Source organism: uncultured Brachyspira sp. (genome assembly GCF_944390845.1).
GTDB classification, from domain to species: Bacteria; Spirochaetota; Brachyspiria; order Brachyspirales; family Brachyspiraceae; genus Brachyspira; species Brachyspira pulli.
This window is the reverse complement of record NZ_CALXRM010000035.1, coordinates 1-13,265: the sequence shown is the minus strand read 5'-3', so window position 1 is coordinate 13,265 and position 13,265 is coordinate 1. Positions and strand designations below refer to the sequence as shown.

9 protein-coding genes and 3 tRNA genes are annotated in these 13,265 nt (G+C 27.5%); 5 read left to right on the top strand and 7 right to left on the bottom strand.

The window, feature by feature from the left end; all coding sequences use genetic code 11:
• Positions 1-23: 23 nt before the first annotated feature.
• Positions 24-1,619, bottom strand: coding sequence for a PEGA domain-containing protein (locus Q0K52_RS08350; RefSeq protein ID WP_297298415.1), 1,596 nt, complete (start codon positions 1,617-1,619; stop codon positions 24-26).
• 269 nt (positions 1,620-1,888) lie between these two features.
• On the opposite strand from Q0K52_RS08350, the gene Q0K52_RS08345 reads away from it, so the two are divergent.
• Positions 1,889-3,088 carry a pyridoxal phosphate-dependent aminotransferase gene (locus Q0K52_RS08345; protein WP_297298413.1) on the top strand — a complete coding sequence of 400 codons (1,200 nt, stop codon included), beginning with the start codon at positions 1,889-1,891 and terminating at the stop codon, positions 3,086-3,088.
• 79 nt (positions 3,089-3,167) lie between these two features.
• Here the strand turns inward: Q0K52_RS08345 and Q0K52_RS08340 are convergent, their stop codons facing one another.
• From Q0K52_RS08340 to Q0K52_RS08320, 5 genes are all read right to left on the bottom strand, one after another.
• The gene (locus tag Q0K52_RS08340; protein WP_297298411.1) at positions 3,168-3,878 is read right to left on the bottom strand and encodes a hypothetical protein; all 711 of its coding nucleotides are present in this window, start codon (positions 3,876-3,878) and stop codon (positions 3,168-3,170) included.
• Between the two features lie 167 nt (positions 3,879-4,045).
• Positions 4,046-4,119 (bottom strand) — tRNA-Glu (locus tag Q0K52_RS08335).
• Positions 4,120-4,147: 28 nt separating this feature from the next.
• Positions 4,148-4,220: transfer RNA gene (locus Q0K52_RS08330), tRNA-Lys, on the bottom strand.
• 99 nt (positions 4,221-4,319) lie between these two features.
• Complete coding sequence (locus Q0K52_RS08325) at positions 4,320-5,030, bottom strand: RluA family pseudouridine synthase (protein ID WP_297298410.1); 711 nt, start codon at positions 5,028-5,030, stop codon at positions 4,320-4,322.
• A 121-nt stretch (positions 5,031-5,151) separates the two neighbouring features.
• A tRNA-Phe gene (locus Q0K52_RS08320) sits at positions 5,152-5,224 on the bottom strand.
• A 167-nt stretch (positions 5,225-5,391) separates the two neighbouring features.
• Between Q0K52_RS08320 and Q0K52_RS08315 the strand changes: the two genes are divergently transcribed.
• The 4 genes from Q0K52_RS08315 (at position 5,392) to Q0K52_RS08300 (ending at position 11,255) form a co-directional block, all read left to right on the top strand.
• A complete protein-coding gene (locus tag Q0K52_RS08315; protein WP_297298408.1) occupies positions 5,392-7,434 on the top strand; it encodes a GldG family protein in 2,043 nt (680 codons plus the stop codon).
• Between the two features lie 65 nt (positions 7,435-7,499).
• Positions 7,500-8,348: an Rpn family recombination-promoting nuclease/putative transposase gene (locus Q0K52_RS08310; RefSeq protein WP_297298406.1), complete on the top strand. Its 849-nt coding sequence runs from the start codon at positions 7,500-7,502 to the stop codon at positions 8,346-8,348.
• Between the two features lie 272 nt (positions 8,349-8,620).
• Complete coding sequence (gene radA, locus Q0K52_RS08305; RefSeq protein ID WP_297298404.1) at positions 8,621-10,003, top strand: DNA repair protein RadA; 1,383 nt, start codon at positions 8,621-8,623, stop codon at positions 10,001-10,003.
• Positions 10,004-10,115: 112 nt separating this feature from the next.
• Positions 10,116-11,255 (top strand): hypothetical protein, encoded by a 1,140-nt coding sequence (locus tag Q0K52_RS08300; protein ID WP_297298402.1) that lies wholly within the window; start codon positions 10,116-10,118, stop codon positions 11,253-11,255.
• A 1-nt stretch (position 11,256) separates the two neighbouring features.
• On the opposite strand, the gene dxs is transcribed toward Q0K52_RS08300, so the two are convergent.
• On the bottom strand, positions 11,257-13,110 hold the full coding sequence (gene dxs, locus Q0K52_RS08295; RefSeq protein ID WP_297298400.1) for a 1-deoxy-D-xylulose-5-phosphate synthase: 1,854 nt from the start codon (positions 13,108-13,110) through the stop codon (positions 11,257-11,259).
• Positions 13,111-13,265 lie beyond the last annotated feature (155 nt).

Below are 13,265 nucleotides of genomic sequence, written 5' to 3'. Positions count from 1 at the left end.
TTGTTTTTATAGAAGAAATATTGTTACCACCGCCAAGAATACATAATATTGGCAGAGCCATAACCTGCATTAAAAGATAACTGTTCTACAGCAAAATTGTTTTCATTTATCCAAAGCATATAATATATACCTGTAGTTACAGCAAATGCTGCCGTCAATGCCATTCCAGCTATATATATATTCATTGCTGTATTGTAATTTCTCAAATCTACTGGAGGCCTATTGGCTGTATTTTGATATTTATTATAATAATCTACCATAGTAGAATCTAATATTTCACCGGCATATACATAAGTTCCTATAGAAAATATTGCTGAAGCTATTGTTAAACCAAAAAATATCTTTGTATTTCTTTCATAGTTTTTAAATATTTTATCAGCTAAAGTTGGTTCTTTAAACTTTTTCATATTAGGAGTTAAATATAAGGCATTAGTACTATCTACTGTAAAAGTACCATAATAATCTATATAATTGGTATTTGTAATCTTTAATGAATATGTACCAAATCCAAAATATCTGTTTATAGTATTTGTAGGACTTTCTTTTACGCCATTTATAACTACAGAACTTGATTCTTCTCCTGGTATATTTATCTGTACCCTAGCCCTATTTGTCATTTCTGTCAATGAAAACTGCAATAATACATTTTCATTAGGATTTTCAAATGAAAGCATAGTATCAATTGTTTCATAAGCTTCTTTTTTTATTGTAAATCTATGACTATTAGTTGTTAATGCCGGAACATATAAAGTACTTCCGCTCTTTCCTATAAAAACATCATCAACATAAACAAATGAATCCGGAGGAGTTACATCTATAGCTATTATCCCTGTTTTATCCACATAACTTATTCTATTAGCTATTTCTAATGCGTAATTAGGTATTTGCTCATCAATTCTAGCTTCCGGTACAGTTAGAGAATATGAAACTATTTTCTTATACTTTATATATGCTATATACGTTACAACTTCAATATTAGGCCTTTTATATTCTACAGTTCCAAATATAGCTACATCTGTATTTCTAGTAAACACATACTTTTTTATATCGTCCCCAGAATACTCATAATAGTTTTTACCAATATCAACTTTTTGAACAAAATCATTAGTACCTCTTAGTATAATATTAGAACCATTATGCTCAAAAATCATTTCATTCGTTTGCAATACGAACCCAGGTGTTTCCGGAGTTATTAATTTTACATTACTTCGCACATCTCCCCAGTTTGTATAAGTAGAATATTCATAATTAGTACGAATAGTGATATTTGTACCTTTAGTACTGCTTGTATATGTTACATTTGTAAATTTGAATACTTTATAATCATAAGCTTTTTCAAAATTGTTTGGTGTAATTTCATAATTTGTTGCTGATTGTAATTTTATAGTTTTATTATATTCTAATTGATTCGCTATTGCATCGGCTATGGTAAAAGTCAAATAATTATAATTAGTATTATCACCTTTATTGGTATAAATATAAACCTCTATCTTAGCAGTATCATCAGTTGTATAGTATGGTCTTACTTCTTCTATTTTTATGGGCTTTCCGCCAAATGGGTGTAACGGAATATATAATAATGCTGTTAGTAATATTATAATAAATTGTCTTATATGCATATATTCTATTTAATTTTTTTTATTATTCATTCTATATCAAAAAACATCTTTAATCAATATATGAAATATTTTATTATATAATAAAATTATTTTGTAGAGTTATGATTTATTTTCACTTTATTTGTTAATTTATGATACAGATTTAATAATTATATATTAAAATAATGTTTATTATTATTAATTTTGTTATATAGATATATTGACAATTTTTATAGTTTGATATATCTTATTTTTTTAGATTACTATATATAAAAATATTGGAGAGGAATATGGATATATCTAAAAGAATTCAGAGGCTAAAAACTTCGCCTGTAAGAAAGTTAAATCCACATGCTGAAGATGCAGTAAAAAGAGGTATAAAAATATACCATCTTAATATTGGTCAGCCTGATATTGAAACACCTAGCGTATTTTTAGAAGCTATTTCTAAATATAAAGGTAAAACCCTTAAATATGAACATTCAAGAGGTATGAAGCCGCTTATCAATAAAATTCAACAATATTATGATAAATTAGGTGTTCATTACGAAGAAGATGAAATTAACATCACTAATGGAGGAAGTGAAGGATTATTATTCAGTTTGCTTGCTATATTTGATGAAGGTGATGAAATTTTGGTAGCAGAACCTTATTATGCTAACTATAACAGTTTTTATGATGTATTAGACATCAAACGCAATGCTGTTAGAACTTATGCAGAAAACGGCTTCCATCTTCCTAATCGTGATGAAATAGAAAAACATATTACTCCAAAAACAAAAGCGTATATGTTCTCTAACCCTTCAAACCCTACTGGTGTTGTTTCTACTAGAGAAGAACTTGATAACATTGCATATCTTGCTAAAAAACATGATATGTTCATTATAAGCGATGAAGTTTACAGAGAATTTGTTTATGGTGACAGAAAAGCTATAAGTTTCGGTACATATAAAGATGTAGCAGAAAATGTTGTTATAATTGACTCTATATCAAAAAGATTCTCTGCTTGCGGTGCTAGAATAGGATGTGTTATAAGTAAAAATAAAAATTTCAGCAATGCATTATTTAGAGAATGTCAAGCTAGATTATCAGCTCCTACTCTTGAAATGGTTGGTGCTGCTGCTTTATACGATTTACCAGAAAACTATTTTGAAGATGCTAGAAAAGAATACGATAACAGAAGAAAAATATTATTTGAAGAACTCACAAAAATGGACGGAGTAGTTATGAAAGAACCTGAAGGTGCTTTCTATGTACTTGCTAAACTTCCTGTAAAAAATGCTGAGGATTTCGCTATATGGTTGCTTAAAGATTTCAATCTTGATGGTGAAACTGTAATGTTTGCTCCTGGTGAAGGTTTCTACGCTACTCCTGGTTTAGGTGTTGATGAAGTTAGAATGTGTTATGCATTAGACTCAAAAGACTTAAAAAGAGCTATGGAAATATTAAAACAAGGCTTAATCAAATATAAAGCTGAAGTTGAAAAATAATAAAGTATAAAAAATAATTTCTATATAAAATTATAAATAAGGGGGCTATAAAGATAGTCCCCTTTTATTTTATGTACAATTATAAAAAATCTGGCGGAAATTTCTTTACTCTTTCTTTAAATAGAAAATCTATTAATTCTCTTGTTCTTGTAAGCAAATAATATGACCATAATTCTATTGAGCTTTGTCCTGCGGTATATGTATTTACCTCATCTACAGAAATACTTATAGTTTTAGTTGTATCATAGCTTAAATTAATTTTCAAATCTGCCTCATAATATTTACCTTTTATTCTAAATTGAGGAAGCATATCATGTACTATACAATTTCTTATACATTGAAGTGTTTTAGCTAAATTATATTCATTTTTTGGAAGCATCTTATAATTATTTACTATTGATATCAAAAAACCTATATTACATTGAGCTAAATCTTCTACATTAGAAATTTTTTCCTCATATTTTTTGCCATTATTAAATTTGTATATAGAGATATATCCTTCTTCCTGCATTTTTTCTTCTAGCAAAATCATTAGAGATTGTTCAAACATACTTCCAGCTAAAGTACAGCTAGCCTCAAAATATCCAAAATAATAGTTTTGATGTACCTGATAAAGAAGTTTAATCATATGTTCAAGACGCGGATTATTAATTTGTCCGACATGCATTCTTTGATACTGAAGTTTTTTTCTTCGATTTTCTGCTTCTTCCAAAAAATCTTCATTATATCTTTCTTTAAGGCTTAGTTTTGGCTGTTTTACTTTTTTATTTTCATTATTTGAATTTTCCATATATAGTCCTAATTTTATTTATAATAACATTATATAATATAAATATTTGTATAACAAATTTAATAAATAATTATTTAATAATCAATAAAAATAAACTTAATTAACTGTATAGTGAAAAATAAAAGGCATAAAAAAACCACACTTTTTCAAGTATGGTAAAAGAAATGAACCGGTGACGGGTTTCGAACCCGCGCATGCAGGAATGAAAATCCTGTGTGTTAAGCCTCTTCACCACACCGGCATATTATATAAATTGTAAGAACTCTATGTGAGCCAAGAAAGGTTCGAACTTTCGACAACCGCCTTAAAAGGGCGATGCTCTACCGACTGAGCTATTGGCCCGTATTTCTTATCATTCGTTTGAATGTTTCATTATAATACTATGTAATTGATTTTTTGTCAAGCGTAAAATATATTTTTTTTGTATTTTTTTATATTTTTTTAAAATATATTCCAAGGGTTATAATTTGGCAGCTCAGCTTCCACATAAACTTCCTCATCTTTAGTTGGGTGAGGAAATTTCAAGCTTTTAGCAAACAATGCCAAAGGAACATCATCTCTATCATATTTTATATAACTGCCGTATTTCCTATCTCCATATATAGTGTGACCTATATTGGAAAGCTGAACTCTTATTTGATGAAATCTTCCTGTTTCTAATTCAACTCTAAGTAAGCTCAAATTTTTAATTACATCTTCTTTAACAACATTATATTTTAATTTGGCTATTTTGGCATTCTTAGTATTTTCAAAAACTACCTGAGCAATATTGCCTAATTTATTTGTCTTTTTTATAAGATAATTTTCAAGTCTGCCCTCTTTCTCCAAAAGTATGCCATTAACAACAGCATAATAAGTTTTTTCAAATTTTCTATCTCTTATAGCCTCGCTTAATCTTGATGCTGCTTTTGAAGTCTTAGCAAAAACCATAATTCCTGATACTGGTCTATCAAGTCTATGTACAAGACCTAAAAATACATTTCCTTTTTTATTGTACTTTATTTTTATATAATCTTTTATATTATCAAAAAAAGATACATCTCCTGTTATATCGCCTTGAGTTGGTATATTAGGAGGCTTTACAGCAACTATTATATGATTGTCTTCATATATTGGGTTAATATAATTATTAATTTCTTTTTCAATATCCATATTGATGCACCATAAAAAATATTTTGTATAAAAATAAATTAAAAAGCTATATATTACAAGTTATTAATTTATATAAATAGATATTTTTTGAGATTAAAGAATTGCGAAAAATAAAGGAATGTGCCGAGTCAGGGAATCGAACCCTAGACACAGGGATTTTCAGTCCCTTGCTCTACCTACTGAGCTAACTCGGCAAGTGATAGTTATTATAGCACAGTAGATAAAAATGTCAAGCGTTCTTACAAAAAAATATTACAAAAAATATATTTTTAGGTTTATACTTCTGTATATTTTTGACAAATAATATTCTTAAATATATAATAAACAATCATTTTTTAAAAATTTATTAGCAGGTAATATAATGACAAAGAAAAAAGACAGAATTATCACATTTTCATTAGTAGTAGTAATTATAATTTTAATAAATGCAATAATTAATCAATTTACACCAATTATAGACCTAACAAAAGATAAAGTATATTCTTTAAGTAAAGAAAGTAAAAATTTAGTGAAAAATCTAAAAGAACCTATGACTGTGAAATTTTTTGTTACCCCAAATCTTCCGCCTCCTTTTTCAACTTATGAAAGATATATAAAAGACTTATTTGAAGGATATAAATCTGCAGGCGGTAAAAATATAAGTTTTGAAGTGGTAGATGCTTCAAAACATGGTGATTTAGCTACTCAATACAGAATAAATCCAACACAAATAAGTGTATTAGAAAAGGATCAAACTCAAACTAAAGTAGCTTATATGGGACTTTCGTTCATATATGGAGATTCTATAGAAACAATACCATTCGTACAATCAACAGAAGGATTGGAATATAATATAGATACTATTATGAGAAAATTAATGGATAAAAATGATAAGTTAGCAAGATTAGAAAACAATTTAAATGTTTATTATATTTCTTCTCCTGAAATATATGAACTTCTTCCTATAGGTGCTATGGAATTAATACCTGATTCAATTATGCAGGCTGTTTCTGATGCTAATCAAGACTTGATGAATAAAGTAAAATTTATACATGTTGATATGTCAAATCCTTCAGCAGAAAATGAAGAACTATTAAAAAAACTTAATATCAAAAAAATAGAATGGCAGGATATAAAAGACCCTAGCGGAAATATTATAGCAAATAAAGGAAGTGCATATTTTTCATTAGTATTAGAAAATGGAAATGATATAAGAGAACTTTCAACTTCATATATATTATATGGGGCATTTGATGAAATAAAAAATGAAATATCAAAAAATATAGACAGTATGCTTGGACTTAAAGCTACAATAGGTTATGTTCAAGGACATGAAGAAGCTAATTATATAACTATACCTCCTCAATTTGGAGGAAATCCTAATGATGCTTATGACAGTGTAAGCGAATATGTTACTGAAATACAAGGAAATTATAATTTTGAAGCGGTTGATATATCTTTAAATGATATACCTTCAAGTATAGATGCATTAATAGTTGCCGGAAGTAAAACAGCTTATACTGATTATGAATTATATAAATTGGACCAATTCATTATGAGCGGAAAACCTGTACTATTTATGCTTAATGGTGTAGAAATAAATCAAAATGATCCAAATGCTCAAATGTATGGGCCAAAACTTATGCCTGTTACAAATAGATTAAATGAAATACTTCCTAATTATGGTTTTAGTATAGCAACTAATATGATATTTGATGATAGTGCATACAGAGCTCAAGTACAGCAAGGTATGCCTGAACAAAAAATGTACTACATACCTTTAATAGCAGCTGAAAACATTAATGCTAAAAGTGATATAACTAAAAGTATTAATTTAATGCTTGCTCCTATATCATCAGAAATAATAACAAATACAAATAATACAGATATAAAAGTAACTCCATTGATTTATACAAGCGATAAAAGCTGGGTTGAAACAGAAAACTTTATGGCATCTATGACAGGAATGCCAACAGATGCAAGCAAATTATCAAAAAGACTATTAGCTGCTTCTTTTGAAGGCAAAATGAATAGTGCATTTGAAGGAAAAGATATACCAGCATCTACAAATACTCAGAACAATATTAACAGCGGAATAAACAGAATCAATTCTACTACAAGCGGAAAAGTAATAGTAGTTGGTTCTTATGAAATGGCTAAAAACAGTGCTTATACTGTTAATAAAATATTCTTAATGAATTTAGTTGATTATATGGCTGGGGATAATGGACTTATGAGCATAAGAAGAAAAGGAGCTATATATAATCCTCCTTATCAAGTGCCTGAAACAGTTAAGCTCTTTGTAAGAATCATTAATATAGTAATGCTTCCTGTTGCTATTATAGTATTCGGACTTATGTTATGGAGTTCAGATAAAAAGAGAAGACAGCAAATATTTGAAAAGTTTAATAAAAAAACAGAATAATATTTGAAAGCTTTTATGATTATTGGTTACTTTGACAATTTATATTCTTTTGTTATAATAAAATTATGAATGAAAGAAAAGATATTAATGTACTTAACGATTATTTTATGCGTTATATGTTTGCTAAAGAAGGACATGAACGTATTTTAAAGAATCTCATTAATTCTGTAAGATTGGACTACAATCAAGAGGCTTTTGAAGAAGTAAAAGTACTTAATACTTTTAATTTAAAAGAATCCATAAATGATAAACAGTCAATAGTAGATGTTAGAGCAATTACAAAAAGCGGAGAAACTGTTTTAATAGAAATACAAAGAGTTGGAAATCAATCATTTGTATATAGAAGTTTATATTATTGGGCTAAAGGTTATGTTTCTAATCTGAGAAATAATGAAAAATATAATGACTTAAAACAAGTTATAGTTATTAATATTTTAGACTTTAATTTATTAAAAGATATTGATAAAGAACATAGCTGTTATGTAATAAAAGAATTAGAAACTAATCATATACTTACTAATCATCTGGAAATGCACTTCCTAGAACTTCCTAAATATTTATCTAGTAATTCAAAACTTACAGATGAATTAGATGCTTGGTTTTATTTTTTAACAACTAAAGAAAAAATGGAGGATATTATGGAAATGTTAGTTAAAAAAAATCCTATAATGAAAGAAGTTTATGATGAGTATAACAAATTTGTAAACACAAAAGATTTATTTGATAATTATGCTGAATATGAAAAGAATTATTTTGATATTTTAGCTTTAAATGAAGAAAGAATAAAAGGCAGAGAAGAAGGTATAAAAGAAACTCAAATATCAATGGCTAGAAATATGAAAAATAAAAATATGGATTTAAACCTTATTAGTGAATTAACAAATTTAAGTATAGAAGAAATAAAAAAATTATGAGCATTTAGTAAATTTATTTACTAAATATAAATAGCGAATAATTTTTTTATAAATAAATTAAAGAAATAAAAAACTTGTGAGCATTTAGTAAATTTATTTACTAAATATAAATAGCGAATAATTTTTTTATAAATAAATTAAAGAAATAAAAAACTTGTGAGCATTTAGTAAATTTATTTACTAAATATAAATAGCGAACAAGGTTTTTATTGGGAAATAAAAGAAATAAAAAAATTATAATAAAATAAATAAACTATAGAATTGATAAAAATATGGCTAAGAAAAATAACACTATATTTGTATGCGATAATTGCGGAGAAAGCACTATTAATTGGATGGGTAAATGCCCTTCCTGCGGTTCTTGGAATACTTTAAAACCATTTACAGAACCAAGTGCCGACGTTAATAAAAGTATAAGAGAAAAAACTTCAGTTGCTACCGATAAAGCACCATTAACATCTATAAAAAAAATAAAAACTAATGAAAGCACAAGAATGTCAACCAACATAGATGAACTTAATAGAGTTTTAGGCGGAGGTTTAGTATCTGGAAGCGTTATTCTTATAGGAGGTGAACCGGGAATAGGTAAATCCACATTGCTTTTACAAGTTGCTTCAAATATAGCTAAAAATGAAAAAGTTTATTATTTCACAGGCGAGGAATCACTTGAACAAATAAAATTAAGAGCTGACAGATTAGATCTTGCAGATTCAGACTTTTTAATATCATCAGAATCAAATTGTGATAATATAATAAACACTTTATTAGATGAACCTCCTACCCTAGCAATAATAGACTCTATACAAACAATATACAGTCCTTCAACTAATAGTATAGCAGGTTCCCCTGCACAAATAAAAAACTGCGCTTGGGCTTTAATGCAAACTGCAAAATTAAAAAATATAACAATATTTCTTGTTGGTCATATAACCAAAGAAGGTACAATAGCAGGCCCTAAAATTTTAGAGCATATTGTTGATTGTGTATTATATTTTGAAGGCGACGATAAAGTAATGTACCGAATACTTCGTGCTGTAAAAAACCGTTTTGGAACAGTTGATGAGGTTGGCATATTTGAAATGGCGGAAAAAGGATTAATGGAAGTAAAAGACCCTTCAAGAGTATTTACAAGAGGTTTAAATGAAACAGTATTTGCTGGAAGTGTTATAACTCCTGTAATAGAAGGAAGCAGAGTATTTTGCGTAGAGCAAGAAGCATTAGTTGGAAGCAGTGCATTTGGTTATCCTAGAAGACTTACAATAGGTTATGATCAATATAGACTTTTGATAATAATAGCTATATTAGAAAAAAGAGCACATTTAAATTTATCGAATCAAGATGTATATATCAATATAGCAAACGGACTTAATGTTAAAGAAACAGCAAGTGATTTTTCTATAGCAATGGCAATAGCTTCAAGTATGTCCGGAATATCTATACAAAGAACAACTGCATATATTGGAGAATTGGGACTTTCCGGAGAGATAAGACCTGTAAGATTTATAGAAAGACGCATAAAAGAAATGAAAAAATTTTCTTTAAAAGAAGTATATATTTCTAAAAGAGCATTGAAAGAAATAAAAAATCCTGAAGGTATAAAAGTTATTGGAGTAGAACATATATCTGAAGCTGTAAAAAAATTAGGAATATCATGATATTTTTTGACGATAATTAAAAATATATAAAAAAATACATTGAAAAATATCTATATATAGTTTATAATAACTGTATATAGAATGTACTGGTTAGAATATTTAAGGTAAAATTTTGAGCAATAAAGTTGACGAGTTCTACAACATATTTAAATTTTGTGTTCCTACAAATAAAGAATTAGCTGATAATGAAAGAGCAATACTTGAAAATATCATTAATATGTCAAATAAAGAAGCTACTGCTTATATAAGGCAATATGTAGCGAAATTAACACATTATAATAAAAATTTCTTAGATAATAGCACTGCAAAAGAAATATTAAAAATACTTATAGAAATTGGATTCATATTAAGATTACAATATTTAGATTATTTAAAGAAGAAAGAAAATAATACTTTAAATAACAACGATGAAGAAATAATGAATTTATCTAAAATGATTCAGCTTCTCATATCAGAAATATCTATAATAATATCCACAAAAGAATATGAAACTACAAACATGTTTGATACTATGAAAGAATTGAAAAGCGATTCTACAATAGGTCATGTAAATAGAGTATTTTTAACTTCAATTGAATCTATAGTATTTTTTAATGAAAAATTAAAACAAGGTGTCATTAATAAAATAAGAGTAGATTTTAAAAAGTTTTACTATAAATATGCTGAGAGAATATATCAATTATATAATATACAGGATATAAAAAATACATTAGATTCCAATGTTAAATTAGGTATAAGAAAGATAGAAACAAGTACAGTTATAGACACTGTTGTAGGAATTTTAATGCATGACATAACTTTAAATAAATCAAGAGATTATATACCAATATCCAGTGAAGAAAAAGATAATCACTCAATAAAAGATTATAGTTTTGCTAAATATTTTATGAGAGGCTCTGAAGGAATAGCATTAACCGTTTCCCTACATCATGAATATTATGGTTATGGATATGGTCTTTTTACAGAATTATATAAAGCAGCATTGAAAAGAAATCCGAATCATCAAATAGAATATATAATATCTTATGATTATAAAGATTTATTAACATTGCAAAGTTTAACTTATTTGCCTGCAAAAATATTGGAAGTTATAGACTTATATGATACATTAACAAATGGTGAAAAAAAGACAGAAAAAGAAGCAATAAAATTTATGACAGAAGAATGCTTAGAAAATAATGTATTGCTTGATCCAATAATGATAGATATGTTTATAAAATTTCTTAAAGAAAAGAAAAAGATAAAACTATAAATCAAAAATATTTAGATATAATTTCTTTTATTCCTTCTTTATCTAACTTATACATTTTCAAAAGCTCGTTTCTAGTAGCTACTTCAAAAAACTTATTAGGCAAAGCATGAATTTTTACAGTTTTATATATTTCATTATCACTTAATAATTCTAATATAGCACTTCCTATACCGCCTGACTTTATAGATTCTTCTATAATTAAAATTTTATCAGCTTTTCTTACTAAATTTAAAATTGTTTCTTCATCGAGAGGCTTTAAAGTAGATAAATTAAGTATAGTAGCATCAAAGTTCATATCATCAGCAGCATCAACTATATCTATAAGAGTTTGACCATAACTTATAATAAGATTATTAGTTTTTCCAGCATTTCTAATGATATGAGCCTTACCAATTTCAAAATTATCAGCAACAATATTTTCTTTTAATTCTCTTACAGATGATTTATTATATCTTATTACTGTAGGGCCTTTATATTCTACAGATTTTTTCACCATATCTTTGAAATCTTTTTCACCAACCGGAGCCATTATAGTAATATTTGGTACAATTCTTAAAAAAGAAACATCAAATACTCCTTGATGAGTATCTCCATCCTCCGGAACTAATCCTGCCCTATCTATCATAAGTTTAACATTTGCATTCATTATTCCAATATCATGTATAACTTGATCATATCCTCTTTGCAAGAATGTAGAATATAAGCATACAAAAGGTATTATTCCATTCTCAGCAAGACCAACAGCAAAAGTAACAGCATGCTGCTCTGCTATGCCGACATCAAAAAATCTATCTTTAAAAAGTTTTGCATACTCTGTTAATCCTGTACCTGACTCCATCGCCGCAGTTATAGCAACAACATTTTTATTTTCTTTTGCAGCATTTACAATACATTCGCCTGCAAGATTAGAAAATGTTTTAGCATTGGATTTATTTTTTAATTCTCCAGTTTCAATATTAAAAGGAGCAATTCCATGGAATTTAGAAGGATTTTCCTCTGCTATTTTGTATCCTTTACCTTTAACAGTATTAACTTGTACCAATCTAGGGCCTCTTATAGATTTAACTTTTTGGAATATATCAAGTAATTCCTCATAATTATGCCCATCAACCGGACCAAAATATTTAAATCCCATTTCTCTGAATGCAATTCCAGGAGCAACAAAAGTTCTGATAGCACCTTTACCTCTGTCTATAAACTCATTGGCTATATCTCCGAAAGGTAAATTAGAAACAAGTCCCCTAACCTTTTCTGAAGCTTCCTGAATCAAACTGTCATTTAATGTTGTATTTAAAAATTTTGATATAGCACCTATATTCTTACCTATAGACATTTCATTATTATTGAGAACTATAATTATATCAGTATCTGTATGAGCAATATTATTCATAGCCTCAAGTGCCATACCGCCTGTCATAGCTCCATCGCCTATTATAGCTATAACATCGCCTCTAAGCCCCAATATATTTTTTGAACATGCCAAACCATAAGCAAATGATAATGATGTAGATGAATGCCCTGTTTCTTCTATGTCATGTTCTGATTCGCATCTTTTTGGAAATCCTGAAATTCCGCCATAAGTTCTCAATGTATGGAATTTATCCTTTCTTCCTGTAATTATTTTATGAGTATATGCCTGATGTCCTACATCAAATATAAAAGCATCTCTTGGAGAAGAAAATAAATAATGAAGCACAATAGTTAAATCAACTACGCCTAAATTGCTTCCTAAATGTCCGCCTGTATTTGATACATTATTTATTAAAAATTCTCTTATCTCTGAAGATAGTATTTTTAATTCTTCTACATTTAATTTTTTTAAATCACTAGGGCTGTTTATTTCTTCTAAATACATACATTACCTTACCATAAAAATATAAAGCAATTATAACTATAAAAGATTTTATTTCAACTAAAAATATATAAATGATAAATTTGCACAGGAGCCAGACATATTGCATTAAGTATTCCTTAGTTTTTTAAAGTATAACATAGGTGTATCATAATTTA

What these genes read in the sequence shown, in the direction of transcription:
- Q0K52_RS08350 (WP_297298415.1), bottom strand. Translation starts at nt 1,619, where the DNA reads ATGCATATAAGACAATTTATTATAATATTACTAACAGCATTATTATAT.
- Q0K52_RS08345 (WP_297298413.1), top strand. Translation starts at nt 1,889, where the DNA reads ATGGATATATCTAAAAGAATTCAGAGGCTAAAAACTTCGCCTGTAAGA.
- Q0K52_RS08340 (WP_297298411.1), bottom strand. Translation starts at nt 3,878, where the DNA reads ATGGAAAATTCAAATAATGAAAATAAAAAAGTAAAACAGCCAAAACTA.
- Q0K52_RS08325 (WP_297298410.1), bottom strand. Translation starts at nt 5,030, where the DNA reads ATGGATATTGAAAAAGAAATTAATAATTATATTAACCCAATATATGAA.
- Q0K52_RS08315 (WP_297298408.1), top strand. Translation starts at nt 5,392, where the DNA reads ATGACAAAGAAAAAAGACAGAATTATCACATTTTCATTAGTAGTAGTA.
- Q0K52_RS08310 (WP_297298406.1), top strand. Translation starts at nt 7,500, where the DNA reads ATGAATGAAAGAAAAGATATTAATGTACTTAACGATTATTTTATGCGT.
- radA (WP_297298404.1), top strand. Translation starts at nt 8,621, where the DNA reads ATGGCTAAGAAAAATAACACTATATTTGTATGCGATAATTGCGGAGAA.
- dxs (WP_297298400.1), bottom strand. Translation starts at nt 13,110, where the DNA reads ATGTATTTAGAAGAAATAAACAGCCCTAGTGATTTAAAAAAATTAAAT.